The organism is Catenovulum adriaticum, from assembly GCF_026725475.1.
Taxonomy (GTDB): Bacteria; Pseudomonadota; Gammaproteobacteria; order Enterobacterales; family Alteromonadaceae; genus Catenovulum; species Catenovulum adriaticum.
Map to the genome: position 1 here is coordinate 623,510 of NZ_CP109967.1, position 23,345 is coordinate 646,854.

14 protein-coding genes are annotated in these 23,345 nt (G+C 37.0%); 10 read left to right on the top strand and 4 right to left on the bottom strand.

The window, feature by feature from the left end; translation table 11 throughout:
• Positions 1-116: 116 nt before the first annotated feature.
• The 3 genes from OLW01_RS18360 to gloA2 all read left to right on the top strand — a co-directional run bounded on the left by OLW01_RS18360 (position 117) and on the right by gloA2 (position 2,056).
• Complete coding sequence (locus tag OLW01_RS18360; protein WP_268076952.1) at positions 117-362, top strand: YkgJ family cysteine cluster protein; 246 nt, start codon at positions 117-119, stop codon at positions 360-362.
• A 52-nt stretch (positions 363-414) separates the two neighbouring features.
• Positions 415-1,593 (top strand): formate-dependent phosphoribosylglycinamide formyltransferase, encoded by a 1,179-nt coding sequence (purT, locus tag OLW01_RS18365; RefSeq protein WP_268076953.1) that lies wholly within the window; start codon positions 415-417, stop codon positions 1,591-1,593.
• 73 nt (positions 1,594-1,666) lie between these two features.
• A complete protein-coding gene (gene gloA2 / locus OLW01_RS18370) occupies positions 1,667-2,056 on the top strand; it encodes an SMU1112c/YaeR family gloxylase I-like metalloprotein (RefSeq protein ID WP_268076954.1) in 390 nt (129 codons plus the stop codon).
• An 8-nt stretch (positions 2,057-2,064) separates the two neighbouring features.
• On the opposite strand, the gene OLW01_RS18375 is transcribed toward gloA2, so the two are convergent.
• Positions 2,065-4,023 (bottom strand): sensor domain-containing diguanylate cyclase, encoded by a 1,959-nt coding sequence (locus tag OLW01_RS18375; protein WP_268076955.1) that lies wholly within the window; start codon positions 4,021-4,023, stop codon positions 2,065-2,067.
• A 328-nt stretch (positions 4,024-4,351) separates the two neighbouring features.
• Between OLW01_RS18375 and hpf the strand changes: the two genes are divergently transcribed.
• On the top strand, positions 4,352-4,708 hold the full coding sequence (gene hpf / locus OLW01_RS18380) for a ribosome hibernation-promoting factor, HPF/YfiA family (protein ID WP_268076956.1): 357 nt from the start codon (positions 4,352-4,354) through the stop codon (positions 4,706-4,708).
• Between the two features lie 191 nt (positions 4,709-4,899).
• Complete coding sequence (gene nagA, locus OLW01_RS18385; RefSeq protein ID WP_268076957.1) at positions 4,900-6,042, top strand: N-acetylglucosamine-6-phosphate deacetylase; 1,143 nt, start codon at positions 4,900-4,902, stop codon at positions 6,040-6,042.
• Positions 6,043-6,115: 73 nt separating this feature from the next.
• Here the strand turns inward: nagA and OLW01_RS18390 are convergent, their stop codons facing one another.
• Positions 6,116-7,111 carry an SMP-30/gluconolactonase/LRE family protein gene (locus OLW01_RS18390; protein ID WP_268076958.1) on the bottom strand — a complete coding sequence of 332 codons (996 nt, stop codon included), beginning with the start codon at positions 7,109-7,111 and terminating at the stop codon, positions 6,116-6,118.
• A complete protein-coding gene (locus OLW01_RS18395) occupies positions 7,098-9,422 on the bottom strand; it encodes a beta-galactosidase (RefSeq protein WP_268076959.1) in 2,325 nt (774 codons plus the stop codon). The genes OLW01_RS18390 and OLW01_RS18395 overlap by 14 nt, the downstream gene beginning before the upstream one ends.
• A gap of 306 nt (positions 9,423-9,728) precedes the next feature.
• Between OLW01_RS18395 and OLW01_RS18400 the strand changes: the two genes are divergently transcribed.
• From OLW01_RS18400 to OLW01_RS18410, 3 genes are all read left to right on the top strand, one after another.
• Entirely contained in the window at positions 9,729-12,506 is a 2,778-nt protein-coding gene (locus OLW01_RS18400; protein WP_268076960.1) for a TonB-dependent receptor, read from the top strand.
• A gap of 88 nt (positions 12,507-12,594) precedes the next feature.
• Positions 12,595-14,145 (top strand): tryptophan halogenase family protein, encoded by a 1,551-nt coding sequence (locus OLW01_RS18405; RefSeq protein WP_268076961.1) that lies wholly within the window; start codon positions 12,595-12,597, stop codon positions 14,143-14,145.
• 11 nt (positions 14,146-14,156) lie between these two features.
• Positions 14,157-14,894: a SapC family protein gene (locus tag OLW01_RS18410; RefSeq protein ID WP_268076962.1), complete on the top strand. Its 738-nt coding sequence runs from the start codon at positions 14,157-14,159 to the stop codon at positions 14,892-14,894.
• 117 nt (positions 14,895-15,011) lie between these two features.
• On the opposite strand, the gene OLW01_RS18415 is transcribed toward OLW01_RS18410, so the two are convergent.
• Positions 15,012-17,378: an agarase gene (locus tag OLW01_RS18415; protein WP_268076963.1), complete on the bottom strand. Its 2,367-nt coding sequence runs from the start codon at positions 17,376-17,378 to the stop codon at positions 15,012-15,014.
• Between the two features lie 1,395 nt (positions 17,379-18,773).
• Here OLW01_RS18415 and OLW01_RS18420 point away from each other — a divergent pair.
• Together OLW01_RS18420 and OLW01_RS18425 are read left to right on the top strand one after the other, a co-directional pair.
• Positions 18,774-19,523: a ParA family protein gene (locus OLW01_RS18420; RefSeq protein WP_268076964.1), complete on the top strand. Its 750-nt coding sequence runs from the start codon at positions 18,774-18,776 to the stop codon at positions 19,521-19,523.
• On the top strand, positions 19,523-20,560 hold the full coding sequence (locus OLW01_RS18425) for a ParB/RepB/Spo0J family partition protein (protein WP_268076965.1): 1,038 nt from the start codon (positions 19,523-19,525) through the stop codon (positions 20,558-20,560). Before OLW01_RS18420 ends, OLW01_RS18425 begins: the two co-directional genes overlap by 1 nt.
• The last annotated feature ends 2,785 nt before the right edge of the window (positions 20,561-23,345 follow it).

Sequence of the window (23,345 nt, forward strand, 5' to 3'; positions counted from 1 at the left end):
TTTTTTGTTGACAAAAAATCATATTTTCAAAAATAAAAATAGCCAGCATGTCTGGCTATTTTTATTTTTGGCGCTAAACTGCCGTTCAATTTTAGTAACCCCGATAAGATTATAATATGCAATGTCGTCTCGGTTGCGGCGCATGCTGCATTGCCCCCTCTATCAGTTCGTCTATTCCTGGTATGCCAAACGGAAAGCCAGCTGGTGAGCGCTGTATTCAGCTAGATGATAATAATCTTTGCAAAATTTTTAACCAACCAGAGCGACCTAAAGTCTGTCGTGAATTTACCGCGGAAGTCGATTTTTGTGGCGATTCATCAGCACAAGCTTTGTATATTATTAGTTCAATTGAAAATACATAATTAATTCACACATTCAACCGCCTACACTGATCAGGCAATAGAGGAATTATTAATGATAGGAACAGCGACACGAAAAAACGCTACTAAAGTAATGATGCTAGGCTGCGGTGAGCTCGGCAAAGAAGTGGTGATTGAATTACAACGTATGGGCGTTGAGGTTATTGCGGTTGATAGATACGAAGGCGCCCCTGCCATGCAAGTGGCTCATCGCCATTATGTTATCAATATGCTAGATGGCGATGCACTAAGACAATTAATAGAAAACGAAAAACCTGATTTAGTTGTGCCTGAAATTGAAGCCATTGCAACCCAAACGTTGGCCGATTTAGAATCTCAAGGGTTTAATATTGTACCTAGCGCAAAAGCAACCCAGCTCACCATGAACCGAGAAGGCATTCGCCGGTTAGCCGCCGAAACTTTATCTGTAAAAACCTCAAGCTATGAGTTTGCCGATAATTTTGATGACTTTAACCAAGCAGTTTTACGCATTGGCATGCCTTGTGTAATCAAACCTATTATGAGCTCATCGGGTAAAGGCCAATCAATCATCAAATCCGAAAGTGATATTCAAGCCTCTTGGCAGTACGCTCAAGAAGGTGGCCGAGCAGGCAAAGGCAAAGTCATTATTGAAGGTTTTGTCGATTTTGATTACGAAATTACTCTACTCACTATTCACGCAGTAGACGGCATTCATTTTTGCCAACCAATTGGTCACCGACAAGAAGATGGCGATTATCGTGAATCATGGCAACCAGCAGCCATGAGTGACACAGCGCTTAAAAATGCACAAATAATGGCAGAAAAAGTTGTAAAAGCGTTGGGCGGTTACGGATTATTTGGCGTTGAAATGTTTGTAAAAGGCGATGAAGTTATTTTTAGTGAAGTATCGCCTCGTCCGCATGATACTGGGCTAGTTACTTTAATTTCTCAAGATTTATCTGAGTTTGCACTTCATGTCAGAGCAATTTTGGGCTTACCTATTGTGCAAATAAACCAGTTTGGTCCTAGCGCATCCGCCGTTATTTTACGAGAAGGACAGTCTGATAATATTCGTTTTTCAGGAGTAGAAGCGGCTTTATCTGAGCCCAATACGCAGATTCGCCTATTTGGAAAACCTGAAATCAGTGGTAGAAGACGGCTCGGGGTAATTTTAAATCGCGCAAACAACATAGACAATGCAATTAATAATGCAATTGCCAGTGCCGCCAAAGTACAAACGCATTTTGAATAAATAACCCCATACTCAATAAGCCAATCATAAATAATTTTATTGGTTTATTGAGCCAAATGCTAAAGGTGACTATATGCTACAACTCAAGGCCATTCATCATGTGGCGATTATTTGTTCTGATTACCAACAGTCAAAAGCTTTTTATACACAAATATTAGGCTTACCCATTATTAAAGAAACTTACCGTGAATCTCGCAATTCATACAAGCTAGACTTATCAATTAACGAGCACAGTCAAATTGAGTTATTTTCTTTTCCAAACCCACCAGAGCGCCCTTCAAGCCCAGAAGCACAAGGGTTACGCCATTTAGCCTTTGTAGTAGACGATGTTGCTCAAACAAAGCAAACTTTAGAGTTGCAAGGAATCGAGGTTGAGCCCATTAGAGTGGATGAAATAACAGGTAAAAAATTTACTTTTTTTAAAGACCCCGACAATTTACCGTTAGAACTTTACCAAGCTTAAAATAAGTACTAGGCGTTATTGTTATTATCCGCAGCGTCTGGTTGATAATAACAATAACCAGACATAGATTTTTTAGCGCTATACATCGCCTTGTCTGCCGCTCTAGTGAGTTCTACTGTGTTTTGACCATCTTGTGGGTAAATACATATTCCAACGCTACAGCTAATTTCAAGCGCAATTCCGCTCGTAAAATAAGGCTCGGATATGTGTAAATTTATTTTGTCTGCAATCACATGAATGTTGTTAATCTCTTCTAAATCTTCAATAATCACCACAAACTCATCTCCACCTAAGCGAGCAATCGTATCATTGTCTCGAATACACAAAATGAGCCGCTGCGCGACTTGTTTTAGCAGCTGATCTCCAACATCGTGCCCGTATTGGTCATTAACAGGCTTAAATTTATCTAGGTCGATAAATAAAAGTGCGCATTGAGTTTCTAACCGCTGAGCGCGTGTCAAAGCTTGGTTCAAACGATACTGATATAAAGAACGATTTGCTAATCCGGTTAAATAGTCGTAGTGAGCCATATTTTGAAGCTTTTTTTCAAACACTTTACGTGCGCTAATATCAGTAAAACTCGCCACCAAATATTCAATGTTACTGACATCATCTTTGGCTGTCGTGATCGCAAGCCGAACTGGAATTAGATGATCGTTTTTATCTAATATATTAGTATCACCAGCCCAATGCCCTTTTTCTTTTGTTGAGATTCTAATGTCAGTTTGCAATTGTTCCGTTAGCCCTAAACAACTAAAAAAATGCGAACTCTCTAAAAGTTCGGCTTTAGAGTAGCTTGTCATTATGCTGTATGCTTGATTTGAATCAACAACATTTTCTTCCAAATCTAAAATGACTAAACCATCACGGCTGCTCTCTAATACGGTTGCGGCTAAGCGCATTTTTTCTTCCGCCTGCATTTGAACCGTTTGATCAACTAAAACCGCAATGCCTCTGTCAACGTAACCACAAAGCTGCACAGCGCTAATATAAACAGGTATTCGATTGCCACTTTTATCGACAAATACTTTGCTAAAAGGCCGGCAATAGCCATCTTTTCGAATTTCGTCTAATGCACGGGCATCTGTTGTATAACAGTCAGGTGGCGTCATAGACTTCCAATTTAATTGACCGTTTTGTAATTCTTGCTGGCTATAGCCAACCATTTGTAAAAACGCTTGATTGGCACCAGTAATAGAGCCATCTTCTTTCCAATCCAGTATGCCCAATAACTCAGATTGGTATAAGCTTTGATATTTATTTTCAGTAATAACTAAGGCTTTTTCGGTTTGCTCAAATAAAAATAAAATCCGCCGCGCTAACGCTAAAATACATACAAACAAAATCACTAAAATAATAAAAATTGCATTAGTTGTGGTGGCTTTTACCCATCGCGCGCCTTCGCCCAATACTGTTGAAAAATCTTTTTCAACTTGCTCCAGTTCCGCATCTAGCGACTGTAATCTATTTAATAGTCTTGGTTTATTCAACACCTCCTGATTGAGTTTAGCTTGCTGTATTTGTTGGCCAAAAGCTTTTAGTTCAGCCAATTTTACATCGCCTAAATCCCAATATTTAATTGCTTTTTTAAGATATTCCATATTTCTAAAATACTTAAAAAAATAAATCATCCCATTAACATCATCAGGATGATTACCCGATTGAATAAAACCATGCCTTGCTTCTACAAAATTAAACGGTGTTTGCAACATTGCATGCTTGGCAATTTTATCGCCTTCGTTTTTATTTAACTCAGTTAAAAATGCCTGATAGTCTGTTTGATCAGAATACAAAATGTATAAATTTAAATGATAGACTGCTTTTTTTTGCGCTTTCGCCCATAACCCTTCACCGTATACATAACTTCGCACACTATTTAATATCTCAGCCTGTATTATCCCTAATCCAAACACAAGTATGCTTAACAGCATACTTAAACCAACCAAACCTTTGATTTGAGTTTTCATTTTTAGGCGACCCGTTTTAGGCCATTGTTTTAGGCTGAAGAACTTAGTAATCAATTTAAACATTCGCTTTTGGCCACTACTAAATTAAGAATATGAAAGCGCGCTGTTAACTATTGGATGCATTTCGCTAAATAAGATGAATTAATTTTTATTTAGAATTACTTGATTTAACGACAGCTAACAACTTTAATTTTAATACTAGGACAAAATAACAACCTAGCACTTGTATTTTTTAAATTTAGCCCAATTATTATAGTTAAGTAACTTATAAAGTTACTAAAATAGCTCCACGCACTAAAGAAAATTCAAAATTGATTAAGGATTAACCATGAAAATAAAACTTTCAGGTCACCACGTAGAAATCAGTGATAGTGTAAGAGAACATATTGACGAAAAGTTTGCTAAAATAGCCAGCCATTTCCCTTCTCTCATTTCAGCCGATGTGATTATAACCAAACAACATGGCGAATTTACTGTCGAATCTATTACAACTTATGAAGGCGCTCGCATCGCAACATCAGGTTCAGATAGTATAATGTATCCAGCTATTAGCAAATCAGTGAAAAAATTAGATGCCGCCCTTAAACATAGAAAAGGTCAGCTAAAAGGTGATATACATAAAAAACCAGAGGTCACTACCCCAGAAATTGCACACGAAATTATTCAAGAAATGAATCTAAGCTAAAACTAACTGTTTAATTTTAACCATAAAAAACGAAGATTAACTTTCGTTTTTTATGGTTTTTTACAATAACCCCTAAACCCGCTTTCAATTGCATAAATGTAGTTAACGAATATTCCCACTGTACCAGTCGAGTTTTGTTATCGCTCTAAAGCACCCGATGATTTAACTAAAACAACTCGGACCCAATAACGATGCAAAAATTTTCCCCCACACAATTATTCGACGGCCAGCAATTTATTAACAACCCAGTGGTCCATGTTGAAAATGGCGTTGTTACAGCCATAGAAACTAACCAAAATTCATCTTCAGCAACTCAACTTAACGGTTTGCTTGCACCCGGTTTTATTGATACCCAAGTCAATGGTGGCGGCGGCTTATTGTTTAACAACGCGCCTGAGTTAACGACATTAATTGCGATGAGTTATGCCCATAGCCAATTTGGCAGCACAGCTATTATACCCACATTAATTACTGATGATATTCAAGTAATGCTAAAAGCCGCAGACTCAGTATCGCAAGCGATTGCACAATCAGTACCGGGCATATTAGGTATCCATTTTGAAGGGCCTCATTTATCGCAACCAAAAAAAGGCGTTCATCCAGCTCAATATATTAGAGAAATATCAGCCGCGGAATGGTCTATTTTTGAGCGTCAAGATTTAGGCATAAAAATGATAACACTGGCGCCAGAGCAAGTATCTAGCGAGTCAATTACACGCTTAAAAACTCTAGGTTGGATTGTCTGTTTAGGGCATTCAAATGCAAGCTTTCAAGAAACACAAACGGCTATAGCAGCTGGTGCAAGCGGATTTACTCATTTATTTAACGCCATGTCAGCATTAACCAGCCGAGAGCCAGGTATGGTTGGCGCAGCGCTCGTGGAAGATGAAGCTTACTGTGGTATTATTATTGATCACCATCATGTACACCCTGCTGTGGTTAATATGGCCTACCGGCTAAAAACAGCTGAAAAACTCGTCTTAGTAACTGATGCAATGGCATTAATCGGCAGTGAGCAAACAAAGTTTGAATTATTCGGAGAAAAAATCACCTTACAGCAAGATAAATTAACGATTTCAACAGGGCAACTTGCAGGCTCTCATTTATCAATGCAACAAGCTGTAAAAAACTGCGTTCAAGATTTAAAACTACCTTTAAATGATGTACTCAAAATGGCTAGTTTAACGCCTGCTCAATGGCTAAAGAAAGCGCCTGAGTTAGGTTGCATTAAGGTAGGCAGCAAAGCTAACTGGGTGTTGTTAGATGACAATTTAACGGTATGCGAAACTTGGTTAAATGGTTGTCGCCGTAGCAAAGCTTTTAATCGGTATTAGCCAATTCGTAATTTATTTATTGATTAATAAGCAGGCAACGCGAGCTTAGCCAGCGTTACCTATTCGGTCTAAATTATAACTTTAAATCTAACGCCAACAATTGCTGATGTGCCGTAATGTAAAGTCGAGATTGTTCTGTATTAAATGCTAAATTAGCCGCTATACTTGGCAGTTTAATTTTAGCTAATAAAGTCGCCTCGGCATCAAATAACCAAATGCCTTCAGGCCCTGTCGCAAAAATAACACCAGACTGATGCATTTTTAATCCATCAGGCAAACCTTGAGCTGCATCTAAAACGGGCTGAGTTTGATAAAACAATTTTTTATTGGTTAATTGGCCATCAGGTTTAACATCATATTGATACCAAGCAGGGTGGTTGGGATCTGAGACAGCAACATATAAATGGCGCTGATCATTTGATAGTGTAATGCCGTTTGGGTATTTTAAGTTGTCATCCTGCAAATTCAGAAATCCACCTGAAGTAAGTGCATACACACCTTGAAATAATAGTTCTTTCTTAGGATCGTCTAACTGCTTTGGTAGCCCGTAAGGGGGATCGGTAAAATACAAAGTGCCGTTATCATGCAAAGTAACATCATTTGGGCTATTTAATTTTTTGCCTCGATAATCCGCTGATAAGGTTTGATAGTTAGCTTCTGGCGTTAATAAATCGGCATTCATTTTAACAACATGGCGACGTCTTGATTGCATTAAAATAAGTTGGTCTTGGTGATCAATCAACAAACCATTTGAGTAACCACTATCTGATAAATATTCAGATACGCCTTTACCTACTTGATATTTAAATACTTTATGATTTGGTATGTCTGAAAATAATAAAAATTGGTGTGTATCAGACCAAACCGGCCCCTCAACCCAACTAAATCCTGTTTCTAACACTTTAATGCCGGCATTAATATCCAGTACGTTTAGTGCTTTTTGATGATAAATTTCATAAATTCCTTGCTTAAGTGGAGGCTGCATTTTGTCACTGTTTGAACAAGCAATTAAAAAGCCGATAGCGAGTAAAATAATACTCGCTTTTGCCCCTAACCTATTTTTTTTCATTTTGCTTAAACCTACGTTGATAAATTTGTTTATTAACGGTTTTGGCTGCATCTACCAAAGGCTGATACGGAATGTCTGTCACACTGACAAAACCGACATTATAATTTTCACCGTCATACGCTCTACCTGTTAATGGCGAATCGATATATTGAAACCAATGTGCCCCCACCAAATAAGGATTATCGATCACACTATACAAATACGCTTGATATTTTTTACCCCGATCAGCTTGTGATTCGGCGTGAATTAAACCCGGATTTAACAGCCCAGAATCTAAAGCGCCATTATGAAATTCACCGATAATACTCGGTTTATCTATCGCTTCTAAAAAGTCCCAATGCTTTTTATGGATCACTTCTTTATAGTAGTTATAACTCACCACATCTGCATATTCAGCGGCAGAAGCGCGAACCTCTGGCGTCATCCCCCAATCCGCAAATCTAACGCCCATATATAAATGATTTGGTAGATGCGTTTTAACCGCACCGCGAACAACCGCAAAATATTGATCGCTGTAATGGCGTGATAAATCAGATAAATCTTTTTCTACATTTGCATTAAATTGGGTTAGCTTTACGCCTTTTTCAAAGGCTTGCCAAGATTGAATTTGTGTCCCCCATGCTTGATTTAAAGCAGTAACATTTTGATACTTTGCTTTTATCAACTGGGTAAATTCAGCTTTTGTTGGGCTCGTTTTACCATTCATTGCCAGCCCGTTAATCGCAATACCGTAACGGCTTTGAATAGAGCCTTCTGAGCCCCAGCTTTTTTCATTATCAATAAAAATGCCTACACACCAAGGACTGTTTTGTACCTCTGAAGCAATTTTTTTAGCTGTGACTAACGCTCTTTGTTTAAAAACAGGATCAAAAGGATCAGGTAACGGACTCCAATAATCATTGCCGCTGGTAATGGTTTTAAAATCACCAATAATCCAACCATTTGCGAAATATGGAATTCTGTCTAATTGGTAATAACTCGGATCAACCCAATTCCCAAATGAGGTAAACCCCCAAGTTAACATGCGATCGACCGTGGTTTCACGCCACTTTTTCAAATAAACGTTGGGATCATGGCTTTGATATTTACGCGCTAAATTAGCGCGGTAAAAACTATAAGTTTCACCTTTTTCAACCGCACCCGTGTGCACTTCTCGTCGATAGCCAAAATGTTTACCAAGTGGCTCATCATAATCCGGTAACCAGTTAAACATATTTGCGCGTAACTCTGACGATACATACCGGCTTGGCCATGCCGATTTAGGCGCTGTATTTAAACCTAAAGAGTCTTCAGGGGTAAAATCACCGGCTGAACGAGGAGTAATATAGTTAGAGTCAAAATCGTACCCTGTGATGGTAGAAGTATTCGCCATGCGTACATTTGCGATACCATTTGAAAAGAACAAATACCCCTGAGGGTCAACTAACGTCCACTTTCCTTGATATTTTTGTGTTCTAAAATAACCTGTGGCTTCAAGTTGTGGACCGTCCTTCCAACCACTAAATTTAGATCGACCAGCAAGTGGACGATCAATTAGCTGCGATTGCTCTTTAGCTGATATGGCACGTAATGCTTCAGTTGAGTCAATTTTGTTAACAAAGTCGACTTTGTCATTTTGACCAAACTTATCCACTAATCCAGCTAAATAAGCTTTATCAACGTCTTTAGGAGTAATGAGTCTTAAGTTGTCTAAAAAGATCTGTTTATCTTCAACTACGCCCCGCACGTTGAATACAATGCTTTCAACTTGAGTTAAATCAATATTTTTTACCCCCCAACGCCAAATTACAGGGGTATAATCAGTCTGCCAAGTGTTCGGGTTTGAACGAATGCCTGTTTCAATGTCTAAATCATCGCCTTTTAATTCAATAAAATAGGTTTTATCAGACTTAGCTGAGACCACAACACTGCGATTATGAGTTTGACCACTGGTATCTTTTACGGTGACATAAAAATGGATAGAATCCGATTTAGGGTTTTCAATGTCTAATGCAAATGCAAATTTGCCCATATCAGCCCAATTCCAAGGTGTATCAGGTTTAAACTCAAATCCAGAGACATAATGGTCAACTGAATTGAGATCTATCTGAATTTTATGGTTTTGTTTATCTTTTACGATTTTGGCATCAGCCTGATCCATCTTTAACATCGTGGGTATTTTATTGTCTGAATCTAAGCGTTCAAAATCCAATAGCATCGTTTCTGCAGATGAGTTTTCTGATGATGTCTGTGATTCTGTTTGCTCAGAATCGACACACGCATTTAAGCTTGCCATAAACAATAAGGCGCTATAAATTTGATTGTATTTCATGGTTATATCCAACCTGTAATAATATGTGTTTTCTCTTTATAAATGACGTGCATATTCAACTCACTATTGAATTTCGCCTTGTCCGTCAATATTAGGCCCTTTGAGTTGCACAATTTTGCCAATAACAATCCAGCCAAATACCACACAAACAAACTAAGCCAACACAAACCAACACAATCCATTATTCATATTTCATTGTCAACAATTAACTTGACTAGCATCTAGCTTGTATATAGATTGTAAATTGTTAGCACTCTAATTTAAGTGGTATAGGGTAAATATATACAACTAATAAAAGGTGAGACAATGATCAGCAATAGGTTCAAGTTAAACTCAGTATTGATGACTATTCTGGCCGCTTCAAGTGGTCAACTTAATGCTCAAACCCAAGAAGGAGCCGAAACAGAAGTTATAAACGTAAAAGGCATTAGAAGCTCACTAAGTAAAGCGACATCAATTAAGCGAGATTCATTTGGTGTAGTCGATGCCATATCCGCTGAAGATATAGGTAAGTTTCCGGATACTAATTTAGCTGAGTCATTACAACGTATTACAGGGGTTTCAATTGACCGTTCAAACAATGAAGGTAACCAAGTTACCGTTCGAGGGTTTGGGCCAAGTTTTAATTTAGTGACCTTAAACAATCGCCAAATGCCTAATTCTTCGGCATTAGAAGATGCCGGTATCGATCGAAGCTTTAATTTCAAAGAAATTGCAGCTGAAACGGTATCAAGCGTCGAAGTATATAAAACAGGTAAAGCCAATGTGAGTTCAGGTGGGATTGGCGCAACCATTAATATTAAAACGGCAAGGCCGTTTGACAGACCTGGATTTAATGCCCATGCCAGTGTAAAAGCTGTAATGGATACCAGTGTGGATGACGGCACAGGTAACAAAGTTACGCCTGAAATATCAGGCTCAATTAGCAATACATTTTTAGACGAAAAATTAGGGTTATTAGTCTCAGCTTCACACTCTAAGCGGGATAGTCATACCGACCGAATTGGGACCCAAAATGGTTGGAGCCGAAATTTTCCAAGCTTTGCCGACGGCTCTTCACCTGATACCAGTGCCATCAACACAGACAATAATCCTACTGCTGAAACTTGGAAAGTGCCAACCGTTGATCTTGATAATTCAGATACTGAACGTGAACGCCAAAATGCACAATTAGTATTGCAGTACGCCCTAACCGACTCTTTGATTGCCACGGCTGATTACACTATGTCTAGGTTTGACGAAAAAACCAATATGAATCGAATGAGTTTCTGGTTTGATAATGTGCAATCTGGCACGGCTGATGTTAACGGCACCATAATAAATCCAAGCCGAGCCAACGATGAACTTAATTTTTGGGCATGGCAGTATGCATTTAAAACCGAAAATGATTCTTACGGGTTAAATTTAGAATGGTTGGCAACTGATACCTTAAAGTTTGAGTTAGATATGCACGACTCTACTTCTCACTCAAACCCGGGGGCTCTACCTGCTGAACGTTTAGCTAATCTAGCGAATATAAAGTTACCCGATGGCTCTGGTGTAGATATTGCCGCGGATTTTACAGGCGATACGCCCAGCGTGACTTACGATGACTCAGCGTTATCAGGCGGCGCATATGAATTATCGAATATTCGCGCTGATTTATATCAAGAGCGAGGTTATGAAATTGAAAATAATATTCAACAAATTCAATTAAACGGTAGTTGGGAAAACGCAGGGAGTGATGGCTTAAGAGCGATTAATTTTGGGATTGCTCATACGGGTTATAAAGTTGATACCACTAAAATTACCAGTGCCAACTTTGCTTTGCATCCAGGCGGCATGGATGTCTCTAGCTTAGATTTTTCACTGATGCCTGGTGGTATCGGGTTTGAGCATATCCCTAAATACTCAGCGATAGAGTTTATTGATCTGGTTAAAGAGCAAGATTTATTTATTGACGCCAATATTGATTTAAACGGGATAGAAGAAGAGACATTGGCGTATTATATCTCTGTTGATTTTGAATCTGAATTTAATGATATGGACTTCAAAGCCAATGTGGGAATGAGGTACGAAAACACAGATGTTTCCTCGTATACCGTTGCCAACCCTGTTACCGGGTTTAACTGGATTTCAGATTTAGAAATGTCAAAAATATTTGCCGAGGAAGCAACCTCAAATGAGCTTACCGGTGATTATAAATATTATCTGCCAAATATGGATTTTAGCTTGAGTATCCGTCCTGAATTAGTGGCTAGATTATCATATAGTACAACCATTTCTCGAAGTGATATTGGTGCAATGTTCCCATCAACGGCGCTCAATAATCACTTTTCAACCGGCCCGTTTAGAGCCTCTCAGGGTAACCCAAATTTGTTGCCTTACGAGTCTCGAAACTTAGATTTATCACTTGAGTGGTATTACAGTGATACCAGCTACATGTCGGTTGGCCATTTTAGAAAGCAAGTTGATAATTTTATCGCCACAGATCAGGAAGAAAAAATTATTGAAGGTCCAAATGGCCCACTAACAAACCCAAGCGTTAACCCAAGAGGCAACTGCCCAGAAGGAACTACAAGTGAACCAGTGGAAGCCTGTACCTCACAGCCTGGCGATCCGGCCATTGTTTGGGAAGTCACCACCCCTCAAAATTTAGATGCAACTGAAGTAGATGGCTGGGAGTTTAATATCCAACATATGTTCGGTGATTCTGGATTTGGTACTATTGCCAACTACACTTTAGTTCAAAGCTCTGATGAATATGAAGTTTTTAACTTAAATAATGACTTTGCACTAACAGGGTTAAGTGACTCTGCTAACTTAGTTGGCTTTTATGAACAAGATAATTATTCGGTGCGAATTGCTTACAATTGGCGTGACAAATTTTTATTAGCTGGGGGTACTGAGCCAACGTTTACCGAGGCTTATGAGCAAATTGATATTTCAGCTAATTACGATATTAATGAAACCGTCTCTGTCTTTGTGGATGGCATTAATATTACTGGCGAAAATGCACGCCGCCATGGCCGCTTTGCTAATCAGCTTATCGATTTAGAAAAATACGGTGCTCGTTATAATGTTGGGGTAAGAGCTAAATTTTAAGCTAAGCTCCAAAAAACAAAAAGGTGTATCAATAAAGCCAGCAGCCAGTTCTGCTGGTTTTTTATTTTTTAATAATCAGGAGCAAAGGATGCAAAAACCCATTTCATCTATTGTGATTGTCGGAGGAGGAACAGCTGGATGGATTACTGCTGGCACACTTGCCGCAAAGTTAAAATTTTTACATGGCAACACATTTAACGTCACCTTAATTGAATCATCAAACGTGACACCTATCGGCGTAGGCGAAGGTACTTGGCCAACCATGCGTCGAACCTTAAAGGAAATGGGCATACGTGAAACTGACTTTATAAAACAATGTAAAGTGTCATTTAAGCAAGGTGCTAAATTTAACAAATGGGTGACAGGTGAAGACGATGATTTTTATTACCACCCATTAATGCTACCGCAAAACTTTGAAGATTTTGATTTAGCGCCTCATTGGTTTAACCAATCTAATAACCGTTCATATTCAGCTGCTGTTTGTCCGCAAGAAGCGATATGTGAACTAGGCTTAGCGCCAAAACATATTACAACACCTGAATATAGTGGGGTATTAAATTATGCTTACCATTTAGATGCCGCTGCATTTTCAAACTTTTTAAAAACACATTGTACCACCCACCTACACGTTAACCGGATTGAAGATGATGTCATAAAAGTTATTAGCCAAACAAATGGCGATATTGAATCTGTAGTTACACAAAATAATGGAAAAATCGCTGGCGATTTATTTATAGATTGCACTGGGTTTCATGGCTTATTACTAGACAAACATTATAAAATTCCTTTTGTTTCTTGTCAGGATGTACTGTTTGCTGATAGCGCATTAGCGGTACAAGTCCCCTACCCGGATAAATTATCGCCCGTAGCGTCACACACTATTTCAACAGCGCAAGCGGCTGGGTGGATTTGGGATATAGGTTTACCTACACGCCGAGGCGTTGGCCATGTTTATGCCAGTCAATATATGTCAGATTCAGAAGCAGAACAAACCTTACTAAATTATCTAAAGCCCAGTATAAAAGATACAAAAACACTCAACCTACGTAAAATATCGATAAATCCAGGCTACCGCGAAAAGTTCTGGCATAAAAACTGTGTCGCCGTAGGATTATCAGCCGGATTTTTAGAGCCGCTAGAAGCTTCTGCACTTTTACTGGTTGAGGTTTCAGCGCGTACCATAGCCGAGCAACTACCTGTGAATCGAATGGCAATGGATATTATTGCGCACCGGTTTAACCAAACTTTTAGTTATCGGTGGCAACGAATTATCGATTTTTTAAAATTACATTACATGCTCAGCCAACGCCATGAACCTTTTTGGCTTGCTAACCGTGATCCAAAATCGATTCCCGAACAACTTAAAGCCCAGCTTCAATTATGGCAGCATCAATTTCCGAAAGACCAAGATTTTGAACATGATGTCGAAATATTTCCAGCAGCCAGCTACCATTATATTCTGTACGGAATGGGATTTTATACCAACAATCACCCCCTAGGACTATCGATTCAACAGAAGCAAAATGCTCAGCATTTATTTTCAAAAAATCACCGAGAAGTCAATGAATTAAGCCAACAATTAAAACCTAACCGGCTGTTACTAGAAAAAATTTATCAATTCGGTTTATCCAAAGTTTAGTGGAGTTAATCATGCCAAACATCGACATTTTAGATCCAAAAAAGCATGCCAATTTAAAAATAAAAACTGGCCATGGCCAGGCATATGGTGAGCACATTCATTGTATTCCCGTGGTGGCAGAAGAGCTTAATAAACTAGTACTGGAGTTTCCGGTTTGTTTTATTAAAGACCCTGAAAGCGGTCAATTTGGGCTATATGCATTATCAGGGCTTGAGCCAGGTGAAAACCTATTATTAAAGCAAGATGGCTGGAAAAGTTACTATATCCCGCTACATATTCGACGGCAGCCTTTTGTGGCAATTCAAACCGCCGAGAATAAAAATACCGATGAACACAACCAGGTATTTATCGATTTGGATAACCAAAGAGTAAATGAGCAAGAAGGTGAAGCCGTTTTTAACGAGGAAGGTCAGCCGACTCAGTTTTTAAATAATGCGATTGAAACTTTATTAGTTTTAAAACAAAGCATTACTCGCACCCAAGCTTTTATCGACACGCTGTTGGAAAACAATTTAATTGAGGCGGTAAAACTAGATATCAACGTTAAAGATCAAACGCAAAGTAAACGGATTGATGGTTTATATTCTATTAACGAGAATAACCTGACACAATTAACGCCTAGTTTATTGAGTCAGCTGAGTGATACAGGTTACCTACGCGCTTGTCATTTGATAAGTGCTTCTTTAGGCCACTTTCAAAAACTCGTTAGCTTAAAAAATGCTAAATCACAAGCTGAGCCAGAGCAATAAGCTTAATTTTAAATATATTGAAGAAATCTAAAATTAAGCATAATCGCAATTTAAGCCAGTATAGCTAGCGCTTAAATTTCGATAAGCTCGTATTTACAGAACATACGAGCCATTATATTAATCGTTCGATTTAGCTAAACGCTTTTGGTACATAGTAGAAGTCACTTCTTTAACCGCGCTGACGAGCTCTGGATATGGCCTATCAGTGACAGTCACAAAACCGATATTGGCATTTTCCCCGTCAAAAGCACGGCCAGAAATAGGCTCGTCCACATATTGGAACCAATGCGCGCCCACCATATAAGGTTTATTTAACACGCTTTGCATATAGTTTTTATACATTTTCGCCCGATTTTTTTGATCTGAAGCGTGCACTATACCTGGATTAAATAACCCAGAATCAGTCGCAGTACCAATATGAAATTCGCCAATCACCACGGGTAAATCAACTTCTTCTAAAAATGACCAAAAATGCGGCTGCATCCCTTCTTCATATATATTAAAGCTTAATACATCAGAGTATTTAATAGAGGCTTTAATAATTTCATCTGGCATACCCCAGTTGGCCATTCTAGCACCCATGTATAAATGATGCGGTAACGCCTTCTCTAATGTATTGTGAACCACTGTAAAATACTGCTCACCCAACATTTCAAGCAAGCTTGATAAATCACGCACTAAAGCGTCAGGATAATGATCAAATTGGATTCCAGCTTTTAAGCTGTTCCAGTCTTTTATGCTTGTTTGCCAAGCTTGATTTAAAGCATCTATATCTTGATATTGGGTTTGTAATTGTGCTGAAAAAGCATTTTTTGCTGGGCTTTGTTCAGCGCTTTTACTTAACGCGTCCAAAATAACGCCGTAACGAGCAGGTACACTGCCCTCTCGCTCGCCCCAGCTCTTTTCATTATCAATAAAAATACCCGCGCACCAAGGAGAGGCTTTTACTTTTTTAGCAATCACATCAATTGTTTTTTGCGCTCGCTCTGCAAAAACTGGATCAAAAGGGTCTGGCATTAGCCCCCAGTGATTCTTTTCACCTGATAAAGTTTTAAAGTCACCAATAATCCAACCGTTTGCAAAATAAGGTACTTTTTCCATGTCATAAAATGCAGGATCAACCCAGTTGCCAAAAGAGGTAAAACCCCAATCCTGCATCCGCTGTACGGTCACGTCATGCCATTTTTTTAAGTAAGAGCCTGGCGCTTGTTCGCCGTATTTTCTTTCTAAATTAGCTTGGTAAAAACTATAAGTTTCACCGTGCGGAACCGCCCCTTTATGGGTAGATCGACGGTAACTGTAGTGATTCGCCAAAGGATCATCATAATCAGGCAGCCATTCAAACATATCGTGCCTAAGTGAAGAAGTGATATAACGTGTTTCTCTCACCTTATCTGAAACATGCACAATACCCATAGAGTCTTCTGGTGTAACTTCGTCAGCAGAGCGGTGGCGTACACTGTCGTCCTTAAAATCAACACCGGTAATAGTACTCATATTTGCCATTCGTACATTAGCAGGCCCATGCGAGAAGAATAAATACCCTTGAGGATCAACCAACCACCATTTCCCGTCTACTTTCTGGGTTCTAAAATAACCTGTTGCTTCTAATTTTGGGCCTTGGGTATAACCACCAAATTTTGATCGGTTAGGCATACCATTAGAATCCGCCAGCTCTGCGAGCTCTTTTTCACTCGCCTGTCGCAATTCACTGTCAGAATTAATTTTGAGGGGGTAATCCATTTTTGCGTTTTGGCCGTAACGATCAACTATATTTTTCATCCAGTTAGGATCAGTTTCAGGGTTTTTACGCAGCCTAATATTATCAATCAAAATTGATTTATTTTCTAAAATGCCAATTGTAAAAAACTCCATCGCAGCAATTTGTTCAAGCTTAATATCATCAGCTCTCCAAGATCGCCACACCATGAGTTTATCTTTAGTTGGCCAAGGTGGTGCATCGCCCCATAGCCCTGTTTCAGTTTCGGCTTCAATACCATCAAGTGGAAAGTATACAGTTCCTTTATATCCTGCAGGTAAACTAACCGAACGCCGTTGAGCTCCGCCCTCTGGATTTTCGAGCGATAAATAGAAATGAACTGAATCGTCACTGATATTGTTTACATCAAACGCAAAGTTATATTGTTCATATTCGGTTAAATCCCATGTCTGCTCAGGTTTTATTCTAAATTTAGAATAATTCGCCTGTTTTGAAAAGCTTAGTTTTAATTTTGTATTGTCTTGAGCAGTCTGAAAGCTCGTTTGAGCTTTTTCAGTTTTAAACCACTTTTTATTTAATGGTGATTCAAAATCGACAAAAGAGATTATTTCATTTTCTGTTGCAAATACATCAATTGTTTTTTGTTCTGATTTTACCGATGTCGTAGGTGTATCATTGTTATTTGAGGCTTGTTCACATCCAGCTAATAAACCGCTTGCTATTATTGGATATATTAACAAGGGTTTAGACTTTATATATTTCATTGTATTAATTCCCTTATGTAAGTATTAAAACTAACTAGAACATAGCACAATAAATTAACATTGTTAACAATAAACAAAAATAGATGTAGTTATATACCTATATCAATAAGTTATATTTTAAATAGAATTGTTGGCCCTAATAGAGCTTAATTTTAGAAAAGATAAATGGACTTAACTTATTTATAGAAGCATTAATTAAGTTTTTAGTGTTGAGATAAAAATTATGCTATGAAATTTAATTTTTAATATAATTTTTATACTTTTTAAATTAATTAGCATACTATATATACTATGTAGCTACACAAACGGATATATACTTTAAACAACTTAAAATTCGAAATTATATACTCCACTAACAGTATGCCTTGTAATAAAATCAAGAATAACCATGTTTTTAAAAATATAATGCTCTTTCAAAAAATTAAGAGTAATTTATTGAAAGACCGTTTGCCCAATTTTTACGTTCGGGAATGACTAAATAGCCTGCTCTCTACGCATTAGTCATTAATATATAAATCTTTATACTTTGATTTATTTTTTCCGTTAAGCTGATTAACACTATGTTTATTTTAAAACGCTATATATTTATATCCCTTTTCCCTCGTTAGGCTGCTTAACAAGCTGCTCATGTATCACACAGCTCACCTTTAACTAGCAGCCGTTAAGCTGATTAACACTATGCTTATTTTAAAACGCTATATCTTTATATCCCTCTTGCACCGTTAAGCAGCTTAACGAGCTTTTCATGTATCACACAGTTCACCTGTAACTAGCGGCCGTTAAGCTGATTAACACTATCCTTATTTAAAAACGCTATATCTTTATATCCCCCTTGCACCGTTAAGCAGCTTAACAACCTTTCATATATCGCACAGCTCATATTTAACTAGCAACCGTTAAGCTGATTAACACTATGCTTAATGCTTATTTTAAAACACTATATCTTTATATCTCTCTTCCTCGTTAAGCAGCTTAACAAGATTTTCATGTATCACACAGCTCTCCTGTAACTAGCAACCGTTAAGCTGATTAACACTATCCTTATTTTAAAAACGCTATATCTTTATATCCCCCTTGCACCGTTAAGCAGCTTAACAACCTTTCATATATCGCACAGCTCATATTTAACTAGCAACCGTTAAGCTGATTAACACTATGCTTATTTTAAAAACGCTATATCTTTATATCCCTCTTCTCTCGTTAAGCAGCTTAACAACCTTCAAATATCATATTGCTCATCTTTATCTGACAGTCTTTAAGATGGTTTCAATCAAATTAACGACTTTAATTAAAAATAAAACTTATATTCACAATAAAATTAGAGTAAATCACGTAAATATATTGATATTAATCTAAATTAGCATAAAATAAAAAAATAACTCATAGGAGGCGAATATGGCATTTATTATAAGTATTTCATCAACAAAAGGCGGTGTTGGCAAATCAACAACAGCTGAAAATTTAGCAGCGGAAGGAGCAAGAAGAGGTTACCGCGTATTAATTTACGATATGGATAGACAAGGTACTTCTACTAAATTTGGCGTCCGTAGAAACGAATTAATTGAAAAAATGTTAGAGTCAGGTAAAAAGCCAATTCCAGAAATAACACAAATAACGAGAAATCCAGGTGAGGAAGATGTCAGACGTACCATTAATACACTTTCTAATTCATTTGATATTATCATTATAGATAACAAAGCCGATTCCGACGCAGACTTTCAAAGAACAGCAGTTATCTCTGATATTATCTTAACTCCCCTGTCAGTTTCCCATAAAGATATTGAACAAATTCCAAGGATAGTAAAAATCATTCAAACCGCGGAAGAAACCTTGCGATTAAATGATCCTGACTTCATTGGACTTGATCATCGGTTAGTCATGAATCGTCTTAAAAAAGTATCGAAAAAAAGAAACAGCGAAGTGATTTCGTTTTTAAAAGAAGGCTACAGCGAATTTGTATCTTTATCTTCCGTTATTATTTACGAAACGACTAGCTACGTAGAAACGGAAGAAGGTGCAACTGTAATCGATAGAAAAGCTAAAGGAGCAGCTTCTTTCCAAATGCTATTTGATGAGTGTATTGGCAAACGAAAACCAAGCATGATAAGAGATTGTTTTGTCGACCAAACAGAAGGCGTTGAATAATGAAAAAGCGCAATCAAGCTATGGCTAATCTAATGAAAGAAGACTTAAGCATGCTAAGCGGCATGGGGAAAAAGCCACAAAATAAAAATGTGGCAGTTGATCTAGATATGGAAACCTTTGACCCAACCGAGATTCTACCCAAGAAAGCCAATATAGCACCTGTTAATAAACCAGTGACAGCTGCGGTAGCCACAGAAGTTGGTTCATTTTATATGCTACCATCAGGTAAAAGAACAAAGTGCCAACTTATTTTAATTGATGAACCCGCATCTCAAACCAAAGTTTGGTATGGAAACCCAAGATACCATGAAGATCCGCCGGTTGAAGATATTCTTGAATCAATAGAATCTAATGGTACAAATGCCGAGCCCGTTAAAGTAAAATTAAATAATGGAATTTACGAAGTTATTACGGGCTCTAGACGCCGTAAAGCAACCATATCAGCAAAAAAACCACTAACAGCATTATTATTAGAAAATATCAGCGATGATGATGCAAAAATGTTGGCCGTAATTGAAAATGAAGGGCGCTTAGATCCAAATCCTTTCACAATCGCAGCTAGCTATTTAGCTTTATTATCAGGTGAAAACCCAGTTTTTGATAGCGTAACCACACTTGCTAAACGATTAGGTAAATCAAGAACATGGGCAAGCCAAGTCTTATCGATTAATGATCTTCCTGATTTAATCGAAACATCTTTAACCGAAAACGAAAAATACAAGGTATCTATTCGCCGAGTAGTTGAATTAGCAACCTTATGGCGGCGTATCATAAAAGAAAACCTTACAGAAAAAGCCACTCAGGCGTTAAGCGAATATCAAAAATTAGACTTAAAAGCCTGTGTCGAAGCCTTTAAAAATACCCTAGAAGTTAAAGCTAAACCAAAATCTTACAGTATAAAAACTGAAAAGGATTTGTCAGAAAAAGCCAGTGTGGTAAAAACTCCAGACGGCCTAGCAATTTTGATAAAAGTTGATTCAAATAACGAATCTGATTTGTTAACCAGCCTTAATGAGACAATAAAGTCAATTTCTTAAAAATAATGCCATTTAGCACAAAAGAATGCTAAATGGCATTTTTCAAACTTGTAGCTTTTCCCAAATCAAAAGATAGTTTATAAAAAATCACATACGATAAAAATAAAAGGTATTATTAATACTCACTCTTCAACATCAAATACTCAATATAAAGCAGCCGCAAATCATAAAAAACGTTTATTATAAGGGGCTTAATAAGGCGATATTTGTGTAGTCCATTTAGGTTTCTATTGTAATTTTATAAATTTGGTTAAGATCATCATATAAACTTTCCTTTATTTTACTTAAAGCGATAATACAACTAACAGCCATTAAGCTTAGATAACTAAAATGAAAATAATAAAAGAGCAGGGCGGCTTCATAGATTGTTAGAACAGCTAATCATTTACGCTTAACGCAGTATTCACAAACCAGCGCGACCAGCCGCAATAGGCTAAAATTATTTTAGTTTCACAGAATAAGAGTCAATAGTAATACAAGCTACGCTAGTTCAATATCGACTAAACAAACGCTACATTTCAGCGCTTACTTAAATCTGGCAACAGACTTTAGTACCTAATACATGTTGCCAGACAGAGTGAAATACTACCTAACAATGATCTCAAAGTTTAATTTACCTACCAATTTAAATTAAACTTCTATCGCAAGAAGCCTAATAAACCTATTTATTAAATTATTCGTGTGCAATCTTTTATCCAACAGCCGGTTTAACTAAAATCTAAACACACTAAAGTCCGTATAAAAACGAACAATAATAGCCCCCGCTTTGTAAATAATTAACATATCCCACTTTATCAGAAAAACCAGTTAAAACATTATAAATCAAGACATTAACTACTTATAAAATAGGATAGGGAAGAATTTAAAGACGGGTTCATACTATTAAATACAGTACATCAGCCGATTTCATTATCATAATTTTGGCTTTTTAATACCTATTTAGTACCGTCTACTAAGTGGATCCCCACGACAAAGTTGAGCGGTAAAAAGAATACTACCTTATTCTGTATTTAAACAATCGAATTATAGCGCCTAATAGTGATCTCATTTAAAAAAGTGCCGTGGAAGTAAATAATAGTACCTAAAACGTACCATCTGAGAGCAAATATATAAAATAGTACTTAATAACGATCTGAAAAAAATAAGACATTGATTTTAATATAAAAATAATAAAATACCTCATTCGTGATTTACGATTAACGTCAAAAGATACTTAGTTATATTCAATACGACAGATTTAATATTTATTTTTACTACCTAATATGGAACGTCGAGCGGCTATTATTACTACTTAATAATGATCTAAATTTATATAGTCTATGGTTACGCTTTACAAAAATAACACAACCAATTGATTTATATATTAAAATATAGATTGGTAGTAAAAATCGATTTTAACTTAGTCACAATACCGAAACTCACTTTAGTACCTAAAGCGTACCGTGTACGCAAAAATTAGCTAAGTTTGCTAGGTAATCGATAGCCTAAACATTTACTACCTAAAATATACCGTGAGCATAAAAACAAAATAAAACCATAATTATCAATCACTTGTATGTAATCTTTAAAATTCCAGATCAATATTAGTACCTAAAGAGTACCGTGAGAACTACTAAAGCCATAATTAATGGCTTTTTTAGTACCTAGATAGTGTCGTGGCTAAGCCAGAGTGTTGAATAAGACAAGAAAACCAGACTATTAGTACCTATTTAGTACCGCGGGTAAGGAAAATAACCAATATTACTACCTAAATCGTACCGCGGTACCATATATAAAGCCGTGCCCGTATCAAAACAGTTGTATTTTAGTACCTATTTAGCTACGCCATATCTTTAAATAAATAAAAAATTAGGTTTTAGTACCTAAGTAGACACGCCTACCGATTATTTTGAATAACAGGTGCAATTTTTAGTACCTAAAGCATGCCGTGACAAACAAAAATAATCTAATATTTAGATTAACAGTCTCAGGTAATTAACCAGAATATATAAATAAAGAACCAAATATAGTAAAAAAAGCCTAATCTAGCCTATTAGTGCCTAAATCATCACGCGGTATTTGAAAAGTATGTACAAACAGGTTATTTGCCGTAAAAGTTTAAAAATACTGTGTATAAATGCAAATACATACTACCTAAATCTGATCAGAAGCGATCTATTATTTGATCAAATAATACCAAATAACGATCTTAGAAAGCCCGAACTGTGAATAACTAGTGAGAAAACGGTGTTTTTTAGTACCTAAAACATAACGTCGTAGAATTGAAAATGTGGATAAGGTGTCAATAATCTAATAAGGTGAAATATGAATAGTACTTAAATATGATCTGGAATAGATCCTAATAACGCTTTTAATAGTACTGTTTAAAACCTGTATTACTACCAAATACAGGTTAAAATAAAGGGTAAGGTTTTGATTATAAAGTATTTTATATATTCCCCCCTAATACATACACCTTTAAAAGATCCCTATATAAATAACCTTATAACCTATATTAGATGCAAATAAACCAAACTCATTCACGATAACACACCTGTAAGTTATCTAATCTTCTTGCAAACTTTAGAACAGAGAAACACTTTAGAAACAATTTTAAACTTACTGAAACAAACGGTATAAAATAGGCACTAATCAACTCAATTTTTTACTGAAACTATGGCTAAAATGACTCAAAATCAAAAAGATCACTAAAAGGTACTAAAAGGATCGCTATAAAGTATTATCACCTGCTAGACATTCATCTCAAAAGTATTAATCTGCAACAGTCTTATATGGGAGAATAGCT